Genomic DNA, 15,975 nt, shown 5'->3' on the forward strand with positions numbered 1-15,975 from the left:
TTTAACGCCTTGCACGAGATCCACCGATGAACAACGCCCTGAACCAGCTCCAACCCTACCCGTTCGAAAAGTTGCGCGCCCTGCTGGGCAGCGTGACACCGAACCCGGCGAAGCGCCCGATTGCGCTGTCCATTGGCGAGCCCAAGCACAAATCCCCGCAGTTCGTGGCCGACGCCCTGGCTAATAACCTCGACCAGATGGCGGTGTACCCGACCACCCTGGGCATTCCCGCCTTGCGCGAGGCCATCGGCGTCTGGTGCGAGCGGCGCTTCAATGTACCCAAGGGGTGGCTCGATCCGGCACGCACTATTTTGCCGGTCAACGGTACGCGGGAAGCCTTGTTTGCCTTCACCCAAACCGTGGTCAATCGCAGTGACGACGCACTGGTGGTGAGCCCGAACCCGTTCTACCAGATCTATGAAGGCGCCGCGTTCCTCGCCGGGGCCAAGCCGCACTACCTGCCGTGCCTGGACAGCAATGGCTTTAACCCGGACTTCGACGCGGTTTCGCCGGATATCTGGAAACGCTGCCAGATCCTGTTTCTGTGCTCCCCGGGCAACCCGACCGGCGCGCTGATTCCAGTCCAGACCCTGAAAAAACTCATCGCCCTGGCCGACGAATATGATTTCGTGATCGCCGCCGACGAGTGCTACAGCGAGCTGTATTTCGACGAGCAAACCCCGCCGCCAGGCCTGCTCAGCGCCTGTGTGGAACTGGGTCGCCAGGACTTCAAGCGTTGCGTGGTGTTCCACAGCCTGTCCAAGCGCTCCAACCTGCCAGGGCTGCGCTCCGGCTTCGTGGCCGGTGACGCCGATATCCTCAAAGGTTTCCTGCTGTATCGCACCTATCATGGCTGCGCAATGCCAGTGCAAACCCAGCTTGCCAGCATCGCTGCGTGGCAGGACGAGGCCCATGTGCTGGCCAACCGTGACCTGTACCGCGAAAAGTTCGAAGCCGTGTTAGCCATTCTCAAGCCGGTACTGGACGTGCAGGCGCCGGACGGCGGGTTCTACCTGTGGTCGAATGTGCAGGGTGACGACGCCGCGTTCTGCCGCGACCTGTTCGTGGAAGAACATGTGACGGTGGTGCCGGGCTCGTACCTGTCGCGAGAAGTGGACGGGGTCAACCCTGGGGCCGGTCGAGTGCGCCTGGCGCTGGTTGCGCCGCTGGCCGAGTGCGTGGAGGCTGCGGAGCGAATTCGCGATTTCATTCAGCGCCGTCGTTAAGCCAGACGCATCGAGAGCCCGAGGGATGGCAATCCTTCGGGCACCCAATGCTCAGTATTCCAAGCCAATGGGCAGTGATAGCACTTACTTCACGGGCCCCAGGTTCGCTTCACTCATGTCCAGTTCCGCCAACACTTCCCTCAAAACGTCATCACCAATTTGGTGATGACGGCTCAAACTGTATAACTCCAGACGCTGGGCTCGAAGGGCCTTGAGGCGTAATTTTCGCTCCAGTAGGTCCATCTGCTGCGCCAGCGCTTGAGCTTCGGCCGAATCATTGAATACCTCCAACTGATGACGATATTCCGACATCAGGCGCGCTTTAAGCTCGGTGGCCAATGCGGCTTGCGCAGCGTCCTGGCTCTCGCTCTCGGGCGGCTCCTCGGCCTCAAGCGCGTGGATCGCAGCCACGGCCGTCTTTTTCCACGCTTCGCGCACTTCCTTGTGGCGTTTTTCGTCCGGGCTTTTTTCGATGCCCTTTAATAAAAGCGGCAACGCAATACAGGCAGCGATCAGCGACAGCAGAATCACGCCGGCGGCAATGAAGATCAGCAGGTCGCGCTCGGGGAAATCCTTGCCCGGCGCCAGCAGCAGCGGCACCGACATCACACCGGCCAAGGTCACGGCACCGCGGACACCGCCGACGGTCAACAACCAGCAGGACCGGGCAGTCGGTACCAATGTCAGCTCACTTTTCCCACGCAAGCGCCGCAACAGGCCCGACAGGCGCCAGATGCTTTGCACCCAGATAAAGCGCAAAACCACCAGCACCAGAAAGATCGCGATCACGTCCAGGCAGCGATACAGCAAGGTAGGCCACAGCGTCGACTCATGACTCACCACAGCCTTGACGATGTCGGGTAACTGAAGGCCCAGCAGCAGGAAAATCAGGCCATTGAAGGCGAATTCCAGCAACGACCACACACTGCGATTGAGCAGGCGTGTGCTGGTCTGGCGCGGCAGCAAATCGAGCCAGCTTTGCATCATCCCCGCCGCTACCGCCGACAAAATCCCCGACGCCCCCAGGCGTTCGGCCAGCACATAGGCGGCAAATGGCAACAGCAACATAAACACCACATGGGTCGCCGGATCGTCCCAGCCCCGCGCGATCATCCAAGCCCGCAACCGACCGACCACCCAGCTCAAAGCGACGCCCACCGCCAGGCCACCAAGGGCGACCAGCACGAAGGTCAGGCTGGCATCCGCCAGGGAAAAAATCCCGGTCAATGCCGCTGCCAGGGCGAACTTGAAGGTCACCAGGCCCGACGCGTCATTCATCAAGGCCTCGCCCTGCAGCATGTGCATCAGCGGGGTCGGCAACCGATTCTGGGAAATGGCCGACACCGCCACGGCGTCCGTCGGCGACAACACGGCCGCCAGGGCGAAGGCCACCGGCAGCGGGATCGTAGGCAATATCCAGTGGATGAAGTAACCGGCGCCGACCACGGTAAACAGCACCAGCCCCACTGCCAGCGTCAGGATCGGGCCGCGCAGGCGCCACAATTCACGTTTGGGCATGCGCCAACCATCGGAAAACAGCAGTGGCGGCAGGAACAGAAACAGAAACAACTCCGGGTCCAGGGCTACATGCAGCCCCAACGTGGGCCAGGCCAGCAAAGCGCCGGCGGCAATCTGCACCAAGGGCAACGGTAGGGGGATAACACGCCCGACCAGGCGCGAAGCACTGACCAGCATCAGCAGGATAAGAACGGTGTAGGCGGTTTGCATAAGGCGGGGTTCCCGGACAATCGACTCGCAACGACACACATCAGGCAACAACTCGCCGTTGAAGTGCCATATTAGCCGCCTATGCTGCGCGGTGGCTTTTGCACAAAAGTCGCACGGTGCTGACGAGCGGCACCCAAATGCGCTGGGCGTGGCATAATCCCAGACCTTTGACTTTCATCAGCACACTCCATCGGATCAGAGGGGGGCAATTCCTTGACCGCTTCAAGCAAAACGTTGCACCTTTTCGGTATCAAAGCTTGCGACACCATGAAAAAGGCACGTACCTGGCTCGATGAGCACGCCGTGAATTATGAGTTCCATGACTACAAAACGGCCGGTATCGACCGTGAACACTTGACCCAATGGTGCAACGAGCACGGTTGGCAAGTGGTGTTGAACCGCGCGGGCACCACCTTTCGCAAACTCGAAGACGAACGCAAAGCCGATCTCGATCAGTCGAAAGCCATTGAATTGATGCTCGCGCAACCCTCGATGATCAAGCGCCCGGTGCTGGATCTCGGAGACAGAACCCTGATTGGCTTCAAGCCAGACATTTATTCGGCGGCCCTCAAGTAGGCCAGCCCTTTTATTTTTGTAGAGGTAACAGCATGTCCCATTCCCTGTTCAGCCTGGGCTTCGGCGTCGGCACTCAGAACCGCCAAGGCGCTTGGCTGGAAGTGTTCTACGCACACCCCTTGCTCAACCCTTCGGCTGAAATCGTCGCGGCCATCGCACCGATCCTCGGTTACAGCGAAGGCAACCAAGCCATCACCTTCACCGTCACCCAGGCCCTGCAACTGGCGGACGCACTCAAGGGCGTCGACGCGACCCAGGCCGCGCTGCTCAGCCGTCTGGCCGAAAGCCATACGCCGCTGGTCGCCACCCTGCTAGCCGAAGACGCCGCACTGACCTCCACGCCTGAGGCCTACCTCAAGTTGCACCTGTTGTCCCATCGCCTGGTCAAGCCCCACGGCCTGAGCCTGGCCGGCGTGTTCCCGCAACTGCCGAACGTGGCCTGGACCAGCCAGGGCGCGATCGACATCAGCGAGTTGGCCGAGCGCCAACTGGAAGCGCGCCTGCGTGGCGAGCTGCTGGAAGTGTTCTCGGTGGACAAGTTCCCGAAAATGACCGACTACGTGGTGCCGGCCGGTGTGCGTATCGCTGACGCCGCGCGCCTGCGCCTGGGCGCCTACGTGGGCGAAGGCACCACCGTGATGCACGAAGGCTTCGTCAACTTCAACGCCGGCACCGAAGGCCCGGGCATGATCGAAGGCCGCGTGTCGGCCGGCGTATTCGTCGGCAAGGGCTCGGACCTGGGCGGCGGTTGCTCCACCATGGGCACCCTGTCGGGCGGCGGCAACATTGTGATCAAGGTCGGCGAAGGCTGCCTGATCGGCGCCAACGCCGGTATCGGTATCCCATTGGGCGACCGCAACACCGTGGAGTCGGGCCTGTACGTGACCGCCGGAACCAAAGTCGCCCTGCTCGACGAGCAGAACCAACTGGTCAAAGTGGTCAAGGCACGCGAGCTGGCCGGCCAACCGGACCTGCTGTTCCGTCGTAACTCCGAGACCGGTGCCGTGGAGTGCAAAACCCACAAATCGGCCATCGAACTGAACGAAGCGCTGCACGCTCACAACTAAGCAGCCACTCGATGCCACTAGTGGGCCGCGCCTTCGCGGTGCGGCCCGCTTATACGAGTCTTGATCATCATGCTTGTGCCCTCCCCCTGGCGCGCCGACTTTCCGGCCATCGCCACCCTGCAACGGCAGGACCAGACCTATCTGGACAACGCCGCCACCACTCAAAAACCCCAGGCGCTGCTGGATGCGATCAGCCATTACTACGCCAATGGCGCAGCCAATGTGCACCGCGCCCAACACTTGCCCGGCGCCCATGCGACCCAGGCTTTCGAAGACAGCCGCAGCAAGGTTGCACAGTGGTTGAACGCAGGTGATAGCGGGCAAATAGTGTTTACCCATGGCGCGACCTCTGCGCTGAACCTCTTGGCCTATGGCCTTGAGCACTTATTCACGACGGGCGATGAGATCGTCATCAGCGCCTTGGAACACCACGCCAATCTGCTGCCGTGGCAGCAACTGGCCAAACGTCGCGGCTTGGAGTTGGTGGTATTGCCGCTCAATGCCGACGGCGTGATCGATGTTGAAGCCGCAGTCGGACTGATCGGCCCCCGCGCGCGCCTGCTGGCGGTGAGCCAGTTATCCAATGTGCTGGGGGCCTGGCAACCGCTGGAAACCTTGCTGGCGATGGCCCGGACCCATGGCGCCCTGACCGTGGTGGATGGAGCCCAAGGCATCGTCCATGGTCGGCATGATGTGCAGGCCCTGGGCTGTGATTTCTATGCATTCTCCAGCCACAAACTGTACGGCCCCGACGGCGTTGGCGTGTTGTTTGGCCGCAATGACGCCCTGCACCACTTGCGCCACTGGCAATTGGGCGGCGAGATGGTGCAGCACGCGGACTATCACAGCGCCAGTTTCCGCCCGGCGCCCCTGGGTTTCGAAGCGGGAACGCCGCCGATCGCGGGAGTGATCGGCCTGGGCGCGACCCTGGACTACCTCAGTTCACTGGACCCACAGGCGGTTCTCGCCCACGAAGCCGCTCTGCATGATTACCTGCTGCGCGGCCTGAAGGCCCGCAACGGCGTGCGCGTGCTGGGTTCGCCGCAGGTTGCGCTGGTCAGCTTTGTGGTCGACGGCATCCATAACGCCGACCTCGCGCACTTGCTCACCGAGCAAGGAATTGCCGTACGCGCCGGCCATCACTGCGCAATGCCCCTACTCAAGGCGATGCACTTGTCGGGGGCGATCCGTGTGTCCCTGGCGCTGTACAACGATTCCGACGATCTGGAGCGCTTTTTCGAGGCCCTGGACCAAGCGCTGGATATGCTGCGATGACCCTGCCCGTTGATGCCGTAGAGGCGCTCGAAGCGTTTCAAGCCGTCGGCAGCTGGGAGCAACGCGCGCGCATGCTGATGCAGTGGGGCGAGAGGCTGCCGGCGTTGGCGGATGAAGATAGGGTCGACGCCAATCTGGTGCAGGGCTGTGAAAGCCTGGTGTGGTTGGTTGGCCGTTTGGAGAACGGTCATTGGCAGTTTGCCGCCAGCAGCGATGCGCGAATGATTCGTGGGTTGGTGGCACTGCTGCTGGCGCGAGTCAACGGGTTATCGACTGCTGAGTTGCAGGGGGTCGACTTGCCCGACTGGTTCAATCAACTCGGGCTTTCCCGCCAACTGTCGCCGTCGCGCAGCAATGGCTTGAATGCAGTCCTGCAGCGCATGCGAACCCTAAGCCAGACACAGAGCTAAATGTGAGAGGGCCGGTGCGAGGATTGGACTTGCCCCCGATAGCGGCGGGTCAGTCAGTTATTCAGTGCCTGACACCCTGCAATCGGGGGCAAGCCCCCTCCCACATTTTGATTTGTGCAAGGCCGTGAGATTCAGGTGGGTTTGACCCGCTCCGAAGGCCTGCGCACTCCCGCCACAATTTTGTCCACCGCTTTGGTCGCGGCCACCATGCCGAAGGTGGCCGTGACCATCATCACCGCGCCAAATCCTCCGGCGCAGTCCAGCTTCACGCCATCGCCGACAAAACTCTTCTGCAAACAGATGCTGCCGTCTGGTTTGGGATAGCGCAGTTGCTCGGTGGAAAACACGCATGGCACGCTGTAATGGCGAGTCACGGTGCGGGAGAACCCATAATCGCGGCGCAGCGTGGAGCGGACTTTGGAGGCCAGCGGGTCGTTGAAGGTGCGGTTCAAGTCGCAGACTTGGATCAGCGTCGGGTCGATCTGCCCGCCGGCACCGCCAGTGGTGATGATCTGGATTTTGCGGCGCTTGCACCAGGCAATCAGCGCGGCTTTGGCGTTGACGGCGTCGATGCAGTCGATCACGCAATCGATGTTGGGCGTGATGTACTCGGCCATGGTGTCGCGGGTGACGAAGTCCGCCACCGCATGCACGGTGCAGTCCGGGTTGATGCCGCGCAGGCGTTCGGCCATAACCTCGACCTTGGGCTTGCCCACGGTGCTGTCCAAGGCGTGCAACTGGCGATTGCTGTTGCTGACGCAGACATCGTCCAGGTCAAACAGCGAAATTTCGCCCACCCCGCAGCGGGCCATGGCTTCGGCCGCCCAGGAACCCACGCCGCCCACGCCGACGATCGCCACATGGGCCGCTTTCAAGCGTTGCAGGCCCTCAATGCCATACAAGCGGGCAACGCCTGCAAACCGCGGATCTTCTGTACTCATGACCATTACCCCAAAAACCGGCGCGCATTATAGGGCTACGCAGCGACAAGTTTTAAGCTACAAGCTAAAAGTTAAGAACTTAGATGTACTTTCGCTGCCCAATGTCCGGTTTTTCTCGGCTTGCTGTACGGTCAGGGAAAGGCCGGTGTAGGATGCGCGCCGTTCGGCGCAGCCCGGCACCTCATTTCGTTCCACACCCTTTGGAACCCGCATAACCATGGCATCGCGTAAATTTGGACTCAACCTGGTGGTGGTGTTGGCAATTGCCGCGCTATTCACCGGTTTCTGGGCGCTGATCAATCGCCCGGTCTCAGCCCCCAACTGGCCTGAACAAATCTCCGGTTTTTCCTACTCGCCGTTCCAACAAGGCCAGTACCCCCAGAAAGACCAATACCCCACCGACGAACAGATGCGTCAAGACTTGGCGATCATGAGCAAGCTGACGGACAACATCCGCACCTACTCGGTCGACGGCACCCTGGGGGATATCCCCAAACTGGCGGAAGAATTCGGCCTGCGGGTGACCCTGGGGATCTGGATCAGCCCGGACCTGGAGCGTAACGAACGCGAAATCCAGCGCGCCATCGAGATCGCCAACAACTCGCGCAGCGTCGTGCGCGTGGTGGTGGGCAACGAAGCGTTGTTCCGTGAGGAAATCACGCCCGAGGCGCTGATCGTGCTGCTGGACCGTGTGCGCGCTGCCGTCAAAGTACCGGTAACCACCTCCGAGCAATGGCACATCTGGGAACACAATCCACAACTGGCCAAGCACGTCGACCTGATCGCCGCGCACATCCTGCCGTATTGGGAACATATTCCGGTGGATAAGGCCGGCCAATTCGTACTCGACCGCGCCAAGGATCTGAAGAAGACCTTCCCGAAAAAGCCGCTGCTGCTGTCGGAAGTCGGCTGGCCGAGCAACGGGCGCATGCGCGGTGGGGCTGACGCGTCCCCGGCCGACCAGGCCATTTACCTGCGCACGCTGGTGAACAAGCTCAACCGCCAAGGCTACAACTACTTTGTGATCGAGGCGTTCGACCAGCCGTGGAAGGCCAGCGACGAAGGCTCGGTCGGTGCGTATTGGGGCGTGTTCAACGCCGCGCGCCAGCAGAAATTCAACTTCGAAGGACCGGTGGTGGCGATTCCGCAATGGCGCGTGCTGGCTATCGGTTCGGTGGTGCTGGCGCTGCTGTCCCTGACCCTGCTGATGATCGACGGCTCGGCCCTGCGCCAGCGCGGCCGCACGTTCCTGACCTTTATTGCGTTCCTGTGCGGTTCGGTGCTGGTATGGATCGGCTACGACTACAGCCAGCAATACAGCACCTGGTTCAGCCTGACCGTGGGCTTTTTGCTGGCGCTCGGCGCCCTTGGCGTGTTCATCGTGTTGTTGACCGAAGCCCACGAACTGGCCGAAGCGGTATGGACCCACAAGCGTCGGCGTGAATTCCTGCCGGTGGTCGGCGATTCGGACTACCGCCCAAAAGTATCGATCCATGTGCCGTGCTACAACGAGCCGCCGGAGATGGTCAAACAGACCCTCGACGCCCTGGCCGCGCTCGATTACCCGGACTACGAAGTCCTGATCATCGACAACAACACCAAGGACCCGGCCGTGTGGGAACCGGTGCGCGACTATTGCGCCACCCTCGGGCCGCGCTTCAAGTTCTTCCACGTCGCGCCCCTGGCCGGTTTCAAGGGCGGTGCGTTGAACTACCTGATTCCGCACACCGCCAAAGACGCCGAAGTGATCGCCGTGATCGACTCGGACTACTGCGTCTCGCCCAACTGGCTCAAGCACATGGTGCCGCACTTCGCAGACCCGAAAATCGCTGTGGTGCAGTCGCCGCAGGATTATCGCGATCAGAACGAAAGCACCTTCAAGAAGCTCTGCTATGCGGAATACAAAGGCTTCTTCCATATCGGCATGGTGACCCGCAACGACCGCGACGCGATTATCCAGCACGGCACCATGACCATGACCCGCCGCTCGGTGCTCGAAGAACTGGGCTGGGCCGACTGGTGCATCTGTGAAGACGCCGAACTGGGCCTACGGGTATTCGAGAAAGGTCTGTCGGCGGCGTATTACCACGACAGCTACGGCAAAGGTCTGATGCCGGATACCTTTATCGACTTCAAGAAGCAGCGCTTCCGCTGGGCCTACGGCGCGATTCAGATCATCAAGCGTCACACCGCCAGCCTGCTGCGCGGCAAGGACACCGAACTGACCCGTGGCCAGCGCTATCACTTCCTGGCGGGCTGGTTGCCTTGGGTGGCGGACGGCATGAACATCTTCTTTACCGTCGGCGCGCTGTTGTGGTCGGCGGCGATGATCATCGTACCGACCCGGGTCGACCCGCCATTGCTGATTTTCGCGATTCCGCCGTTGGCGCTGTTCGTATTTAAGGTGGGCAAGATCATCTTCCTGTACCGCCGTGCGGTGGGCGTGAACCTCAAGGACGCGTTCTGCGCGGCCCTGGCCGGGCTGGCGTTGTCCCACACCATCGCCAAGGCGGTGCTGTATGGCTTCTTCACCACCAGTATTCCGTTCTTTCGTACACCGAAAAACGCGGATAACCACGGCTTCTGGGTCGCGATTTCCGAAGCCCGCGAAGAAATGTTCATCATGCTGTTGTTGTGGGGCGCCGCGCTGGGGATCTACCTGGTGCAGGGCCTGCCGAGCAATGACATGCGCTTCTGGGTGGTGATGTTGCTGGTACAGTCCCTGCCGTACGTGGCGGCGCTGATCATGGCGTTCTTGTCGTCGCTGCCGAAACCGGCGCCGGCGCCACAGCCCGCTCCGGCCGCGTAAAAACTTGCGCAATGCACTAAACGGCGGCCTCTGGCCGCCGTTTTGCTATAAGATAACGGCCGTTTTGTCTGCCCGCCCTGCTCTTCCAAACATGCTTTCCGGAGTTTTCCCATGACGGCCCATGCCGACCTTTCGCCCACCCTTCAACTTGCCATCGACCTGATCCGCCGCCCCTCGGTGACGCCGATCGACGCCGATTGCCAGAAGCTGATGATGCAGCGCCTGGGCGACGCCGGCTTCAAACTTGAGCCGATGCGCATCGAAGACGTGGACAATTTCTGGGCCACCCACGGTAAGCATGAAGGCCCAGTGCTGTGCTTCGCAGGCCACACCGACGTGGTCCCGACCGGCCCGGTGCAGGCCTGGCAGAGCGACCCGTTCGACGCCTTGATCGACGAAAACGGCATGCTCTGCGGGCGTGGTGCAGCCGACATGAAAGGCAGCCTGGCGGCGATGTTGGTAGCGTCCGAGCGCTTCGTCGCCGATTACCCGGACCACAAGGGTTCGGTGGCCTTCCTGATCACCAGCGATGAAGAAGGCCCGGCACACCACGGCACCAAAGCCGTGATCGAACGCCTGGCAGCGCGCAAGGAGCGCCTGGACTGGTGCATCGTCGGCGAACCGTCAAGCACCACGCTGGTCGGCGATGTGGTCAAGAACGGCCGTCGCGGCTCCCTCGGCGCGACCCTGACCGTGCGCGGCGTGCAAGGCCACGTGGCCTATCCGCACCTGGCGAAGAACCCGATCCACCTGGCCGCGCCGGCCCTGGCCGAACTGGCCGCCGAGCATTGGGATGACGGCAACGCGTTTTTCCCGCCCACCAGTTTCCAGATTTCCAACCTCAATTCCGGCACCGGCGCCACCAACGTGATTCCCGGCGAGCTGACGGCGGTGTTCAATTTCCGTTTCTCCACCGAGTCCACCGTGGAGGGTCTACAGCATCGCGTTGCGCAGATTCTCGACAAGCACGGCCTGGACTGGCACGTGGAATGGGCGCTGTCGGGTCTGCCGTTCCTGACCGAACCGGGCGCCCTGCTCGATGCCGTATCGGCCAGCATCAAGGCAGTCACCGGTCGCGAGACCCAGGCGTCCACCAGCGGCGGCACTTCCGATGGCCGCTTCATTGCGACCCTCGGCACCCAAGTGGTCGAGCTGGGGCCGGTCAACGCGACCATCCACCAGGTCAATGAGCGCATTCTGGCCAGCGACCTCGATGTGCTGACCGAAATCTATTATCAGACCCTGATCAAGTTGCTCGCCTGATGCTCGCCTGCCCCCTTTGCAGCGCCCCGCTCAACGCGGTGGACAATGGCGTGGCGTGCCCGGCCGGGCACCGTTTCGACCGGGCACGCCAGGGTTACCTGAACCTGTTGCCGGTACAGCACAAGAACAGCCGTGACCCGGGTGACAACCTGGCCATGGTCGAGGCGCGTCGCGACTTCCTCAACGCCGGGCACTACGCCCCGGTGGCCAAACGCCTGGCCGAACTGGCCGCAGAACGTGCGCCGCAGCGCTGGGTGGACATCGGCTGTGGCGAGGGCTACTACACCGCGCAAATCGCCGAGGCCCTGCCCCATGCCGACGGCTACGCGCTGGATATCTCCAAGGAAGCGGTCAAACGTGCGTGCAAGCGCAACCCGGCGCTGACCTGGTTGATCGCCAGCATGGCCCGCGTGCCGTTGGCCGACGCCAGTTGCCAGTTCCTGGCCAGCGTATTCAGCCCGTTGGACTGGCAGGAAGCCAAGCGCCTGCTAAGCCCTGGCGGCGGCTTGATGAAGGTCGGTCCTACCAGTGGTCACCTGATGGAGCTACGTGAACGTCTGTACGACGAAGTGCGCGAATACACCGACGACAAGCACCTGGCCCTGGTGCCGTCGGGCATGAGCCTGGCGCACAGCGAGATCCTGGAATTCACACTGAGCCTGGCCGATCCCAAGGACCGCGCCAACCTGCTGGCCATGACACCCCACGGCTGGCGGGCCAGTGCCGAGCGCCGCGCCGAAGTGATCGAGGCGGCCGAGCCGCTGAAGGTCACGGTGTCGATGCGCTACGATTATTTCGTGCTTCAATAACCGACTTTATTTTCGCGAATGGATTTTCGAATCCCGCAACGAGGAACATCCATGCGCCAACCCGATATCGAGATTTACCTGAAGGACGCCGACGTCGACCACAAAGCCATCGCCGCCTGGCTGGGCGCGGCCCTGGGGCCATGCAGCGACTGGGTCCAGAAAGGCCAGACCTACAAGTGCAAGGCCGGCAAAGTGCCTGTCACCTGGCTGCCCAAGGCCGTTGGCAAGTGGAACAGCCTGTACCTAGAAAGCGACCAGACCCCATGGGACGAAGACATCGCCTGCGCCCGCGCCGCATTTGCCGCGCTGAACGTGGAAGTGCGCTGCGCGCCGGGCACGTGGGTCGAGGAAGAAGGTGAAGAAAGCGCCGACATCTGGATTCGCATCAGCGCAGACGGCGAAGAGCAGATTACTTGGAAGACGGGTTGAAAAGCAGCTTCAAGCGGCAAGCGGCAAGCTGCAAGCCAAAGCGCTTGTAGCTTGCCGCTTAAACCTGCCACTCAGCCTATAGGCCGACCACATCCTCGGCCTGCAAGCCCTTCTCGCCGCTCACCACGGCGTATTCCACCTGCTGGCCCTCGGCCAGGGAGCGGTGGCCTTCACCGCGGATGGCGCGGTAGTGCACAAACACATCCTGGCCGTCCTCACGCTGAATGAAGCCATAGCCCTTTGCATCGTTGAACCACTTCACATTGCCGGTTTCGCGCGTTGCCATCTGTTTACTCCCACTTCGGTTTTTATTATTGAGCCGGTACGCGTTGAACTGCCGAGTATATGGCAGGCTCAAAAGCGTTCAACTCAAGTTTACATCGCTGCTTTTTTGCCGATTTTCGGCGAATACGGCACACTACCCGCCCGAGCGCCTGCTCGGTTTTTTCCCACTTGAAGCAGCTCGCCTATGACCCGCTCCCCGTTCCGCCGTCTGGTGTTCGGCACCTTGCGCCGACTGTTGTACCTCTGGGTTCGCTCGGAGACGATCAACCAGTCGTCCCTAACCCTCAACCTGGACCGCAGCCGGCCGGTGTTTTACGTCCTGCAATCACCCTCCCTCACCGAACTGGCGGTGGTCGACGCCGAGTGCACCAAGGCCGGCCTGCCGCGCCCGGTGTTGCCGGTGTCGGTAGGCCCACTGATGGAGCCGGCGGCGTTCTTCTACCTCACGCCGGAACCGGATTGGCTGGGCCGCCAGGACAAGCGCGGTGCGCCGCCGACCCTGACCCGCCTGGTCAACACCCTCAGCGAGCACGCCGAAGAGAATGCACAAATCATTCCGGTCAGCGTGTTCTGGGGCCAGTCCCCCGAGAGCGAGTCCAGCCCATGGAAGCTGCTGTTCGCCGACAGTTGGGCGGTCACCGGGCGTCTGCGCCGGCTGTTGAGCATCCTGATCCTGGGGCGCAAGACTCGCGTGCAATTCTCCGCGCCTATCAACCTGCGTGAATTGATCGAGCACAATAAAGGCCACGAACGCACCGTGCGCATGGCCCAGCGCATCCTGCGTGTGCACTTTCGTAACCTGAAGACTGCGGTGATCGGCCCCGACCTGTCCCACCGCCGCAACTTGGTGAAGGGTCTGGTCAACATGCCGCTGGTGCGCCAGGCCATCGCCGACGAAGCCGAACGCGAAAAAATCAGCCCGGAAAAAGCCAAGGCCCAGGCCCTGCGCTACGGCAACGAAATCGCCTCGGACTATACCTACACCGCGATCCGGTTTCTGGAAGTGGTGCTGAGCTGGTTCTGGAACAAGATCTACGACGGCATCAAGGTCAATAACATCGAAGGTGTGCAACAGGTTGCCCAGGGTTACGAGGTGATCTACGTCCCGTGCCACCGCAGCCATATCGACTACCTGCTGTTGTCCTACCTACTGTTCAAGAACGGTCTGACGCCGCCGCATATCGCCGCCGGTATCAACCTGAACATGCCAGTAATCGGTAGCCTGCTGCGCCGTGGCGGTGCATTTTTCATGCGCCGCACCTTCAAGGGCAACCCGCTGTACACCGCCGTATTCAACGAGTACTTGCATACGCTGTTCACCAAGGGCTTCCCGGTGGAGTATTTCGTCGAAGGCGGACGCTCGCGCACCGGGCGCATGTTGCAACCCAAGACCGGAATGCTGGCGATCACCTTGCGCAGTTTCCTGCGCTCTTCGCGTATGCCGATCGTATTCGTGCCGGTGTACATCGGTTATGAGCGCGTGCTCGAAGGCCGCACCTACCTCGGCGAACTGCGCGGGGCGAGCAAGAAGAAAGAGTCGATCTTCGATATTTTCAAAGTGGTCGGCGCCCTCAAGCAGCGCTTCGGCCAGGTCGCGGTGAACTTCGGCGAGCCGATCAAGCTGGCGGAATTCCTCGACGCCGAGCAACCGGACTGGCGCGCCCAGGACCTGGGCCCGAACTACAAGCCGGCGTGGCTCAACCAAACCACCCATCGCCTGGGCGAACAAGTGGCTCGCCACTTGAACGAAGCCGCCGCCGTGAACCCGGTGAATCTGGTGGCCCTGGCACTGCTGTCCACCACGCGCCTGGCCCTGGATGAACAGGCCATGGCCCGTCAGCTGGACTTGTACCTGACGCTATTGCGCCGCGTGCCGTACTCGCCCCATACCACCGTGCCGGAAGGCGATGGCATGGCGCTGATCCAGCACGTCAAAGATATGAAGCTGTTGTCGGAACAGAGCGACGCCCTGGGCAAGATTTTGTACCTGGACGAACAGAACGCCGTTCTGATGACTTACTACCGCAACAACGTACTTCACATCTTCGCCCTGCCCGCGCTGCTGGCGAGCTTCTTCCAGAGCAGCTCGCGCATGAGCCGCGAACAGATCCTGCGCTATACCCACGCGCTGTACCCGTACCTGCAATCGGAACTGTTTATCCGCTGGTCCCTGGACGATCTGGACAACGTGATCGACCAGTGGCTGGAGGCGTTCGTCGAACAGGGCCTGCTGCGCTTCGAGAAAGATGTGTACCTGCGCCCGGCCCCCAGCTCGCGACACTTTGTGCTGCTGACGCTGCTGTCCAAGAGCATCGCCCAAACCTTGCAACGCTTCTATATGGCGATCTCGCTGTTGCTCAACAGCGGCCAGAACAGCATCAGCGCCGAGGAGCTGGAAGACCTGTGCACGATCATGGCCCAGCGCCTGTCGATCCTGCATGGGCTCAATGCCCCGGAGTTCTTCGATAAGAGTCTTTTCCGACATTTTATTCAGACGTTGCTGGAGCAAGATGTGCTGCGCCGCGATGAGGCCGGCAAATTGAGCTACCACGACCTGCTCGGTGAACTGGCCGAAGGCGCGGCCAAACGCGTGTTGCCGGCCGAGATTCGCCTGTCGATCCGCCAGGTGGCCTTGCACCGGGTGGACGGTGCGGGTGATGCGCCGGTGGAACCAGAAGAAAGCCGCTAGATTGAATAAGGGCCGGAGAGCCTCCGGCCCCGTTGAAAAGGAGCTGCACCATGAAAAAGATCATTCTCCTGGGCCTCACCGCCCTGCTCGGAGCCTGCCAATCCATGAGTCCCGCGCCCAAGGCCAGCCTCGACGGCGAAGTGTTCTACCTGCAACGCATCGCCCTGCCCCCTGCGGCCACGTTGAGCGTGAGCCTGCAGGACGTGTCCCTGGCGGACGCTCCCGCCGTGGTTCTGGCCGAACAGAAAGGCCCGGTCAAAGGCCAGGTGCCCCTGCCGTTCCACCTGAGTTACGACCCGGCACAGGTCAAGCCCGGCCACAGTTACGCGGTGAGTGCTCGCATCGAGCTGGAGGGCAAGCTACTGTTCATCACCACTGATCGCCACACCGTGCGGCTCGACGGCCAGGACGCCCAGCCGCTGCGCGTGCGCGTCAACGCCGTAGCCCCCTGATTTCGAACATCGAACA

At 61.7% G+C, this 15,975-nt stretch carries 14 protein-coding genes; 11 read left to right on the forward strand and 3 right to left on the reverse strand.

Annotated features, from left to right (window positions below):
- Positions 1 to 26: 26 nt before the first annotated feature.
- Positions 27 to 1,226 carry a succinyldiaminopimelate transaminase gene (gene dapC / locus ACFZPT_RS05135; protein ID WP_379554978.1) on the forward strand — a complete coding sequence of 400 codons (1,200 nt, stop codon included), beginning with the start codon at positions 27 to 29 and terminating at the stop codon, positions 1,224 to 1,226.
- An 84-nt stretch (positions 1,227 to 1,310) separates the two neighbouring features.
- On the opposite strand, the gene ACFZPT_RS05140 is transcribed toward dapC, so the two are convergent.
- Positions 1,311 to 2,954: a Na+/H+ antiporter gene (locus tag ACFZPT_RS05140; RefSeq protein WP_034096235.1), complete on the reverse strand. Its 1,644-nt coding sequence runs from the start codon at positions 2,952 to 2,954 to the stop codon at positions 1,311 to 1,313.
- 267 nt (positions 2,955 to 3,221) lie between these two features.
- Here ACFZPT_RS05140 and ACFZPT_RS05145 point away from each other — a divergent pair, with 267 nt between their 5' ends.
- The 4 genes from ACFZPT_RS05145 to ACFZPT_RS05160 all read left to right on the forward strand — a co-directional run bounded on the left by ACFZPT_RS05145 (position 3,222) and on the right by ACFZPT_RS05160 (position 6,282).
- The gene (locus ACFZPT_RS05145) at positions 3,222 to 3,530 is read left to right on the forward strand and encodes an arsenate reductase (RefSeq protein ID WP_231980866.1); all 309 of its coding nucleotides are present in this window, start codon (positions 3,222 to 3,224) and stop codon (positions 3,528 to 3,530) included.
- Between the two features lie 32 nt (positions 3,531 to 3,562).
- Positions 3,563 to 4,597, forward strand: coding sequence for a 2,3,4,5-tetrahydropyridine-2,6-dicarboxylate N-succinyltransferase (dapD, locus tag ACFZPT_RS05150; RefSeq protein WP_034096233.1), 1,035 nt, complete (start codon positions 3,563 to 3,565; stop codon positions 4,595 to 4,597).
- A gap of 69 nt (positions 4,598 to 4,666) precedes the next feature.
- On the forward strand, positions 4,667 to 5,872 hold the full coding sequence (locus ACFZPT_RS05155; RefSeq protein ID WP_379554979.1) for an aminotransferase class V-fold PLP-dependent enzyme: 1,206 nt from the start codon (positions 4,667 to 4,669) through the stop codon (positions 5,870 to 5,872).
- Complete coding sequence (locus tag ACFZPT_RS05160; RefSeq protein ID WP_047881547.1) at positions 5,869 to 6,282, forward strand: SufE family protein; 414 nt, start codon at positions 5,869 to 5,871, stop codon at positions 6,280 to 6,282. Before ACFZPT_RS05155 ends, ACFZPT_RS05160 begins: the two co-directional genes overlap by 4 nt.
- Before the next feature lie 131 nt (positions 6,283 to 6,413).
- Here the strand turns inward: ACFZPT_RS05160 and tcdA are convergent, their stop codons facing one another.
- Positions 6,414 to 7,223 carry a tRNA cyclic N6-threonylcarbamoyladenosine(37) synthase TcdA gene (gene tcdA, locus ACFZPT_RS05165; protein WP_052448339.1) on the reverse strand — a complete coding sequence of 270 codons (810 nt, stop codon included), beginning with the start codon at positions 7,221 to 7,223 and terminating at the stop codon, positions 6,414 to 6,416.
- 217 nt (positions 7,224 to 7,440) lie between these two features.
- On the opposite strand from tcdA, the gene ACFZPT_RS05170 reads away from it, so the two are divergent.
- The 4 genes from ACFZPT_RS05170 to ACFZPT_RS05185 all read left to right on the forward strand — a co-directional run bounded on the left by ACFZPT_RS05170 (position 7,441) and on the right by ACFZPT_RS05185 (position 12,533).
- The gene (locus ACFZPT_RS05170; RefSeq protein ID WP_034096229.1) at positions 7,441 to 10,032 is read left to right on the forward strand and encodes a glycosyltransferase; all 2,592 of its coding nucleotides are present in this window, start codon (positions 7,441 to 7,443) and stop codon (positions 10,030 to 10,032) included.
- A 111-nt stretch (positions 10,033 to 10,143) separates the two neighbouring features.
- A complete protein-coding gene (dapE, locus tag ACFZPT_RS05175; protein WP_099312715.1) occupies positions 10,144 to 11,295 on the forward strand; it encodes a succinyl-diaminopimelate desuccinylase in 1,152 nt (383 codons plus the stop codon).
- Positions 11,295 to 12,104, forward strand: coding sequence for a putative RNA methyltransferase (locus ACFZPT_RS05180; RefSeq protein ID WP_034096227.1), 810 nt, complete (start codon positions 11,295 to 11,297; stop codon positions 12,102 to 12,104). Before dapE ends, ACFZPT_RS05180 begins: the two co-directional genes overlap by 1 nt.
- A 51-nt stretch (positions 12,105 to 12,155) precedes the next feature.
- Positions 12,156 to 12,533 (forward strand): hypothetical protein, encoded by a 378-nt coding sequence (locus ACFZPT_RS05185; protein WP_379554980.1) that lies wholly within the window; start codon positions 12,156 to 12,158, stop codon positions 12,531 to 12,533.
- A gap of 76 nt (positions 12,534 to 12,609) precedes the next feature.
- Here ACFZPT_RS05185 and ACFZPT_RS05190 read toward each other — a convergent pair whose 3' ends face one another.
- Positions 12,610 to 12,819 carry a cold-shock protein gene (locus ACFZPT_RS05190; protein ID WP_034096225.1) on the reverse strand — a complete coding sequence of 70 codons (210 nt, stop codon included), beginning with the start codon at positions 12,817 to 12,819 and terminating at the stop codon, positions 12,610 to 12,612.
- Between the two features lie 183 nt (positions 12,820 to 13,002).
- Here ACFZPT_RS05190 and plsB point away from each other — a divergent pair, with 183 nt between their 5' ends.
- Positions 13,003 to 15,507 (forward strand): glycerol-3-phosphate 1-O-acyltransferase PlsB, encoded by a 2,505-nt coding sequence (plsB, locus tag ACFZPT_RS05195; protein ID WP_034096224.1) that lies wholly within the window; start codon positions 13,003 to 13,005, stop codon positions 15,505 to 15,507.
- Between the two features lie 50 nt (positions 15,508 to 15,557).
- The gene (locus ACFZPT_RS05200) at positions 15,558 to 15,959 is read left to right on the forward strand and encodes a YbaY family lipoprotein (protein WP_034096223.1); all 402 of its coding nucleotides are present in this window, start codon (positions 15,558 to 15,560) and stop codon (positions 15,957 to 15,959) included.
- Positions 15,960 to 15,975: the final 16 nt, after the last annotated feature.

The sequence above is a fragment of the Pseudomonas sp. MD330_10 genome (assembly GCF_042610415.1).
GTDB lineage: Bacteria > Pseudomonadota > Gammaproteobacteria > Pseudomonadales > Pseudomonadaceae > Aquipseudomonas > Aquipseudomonas rhodesiae.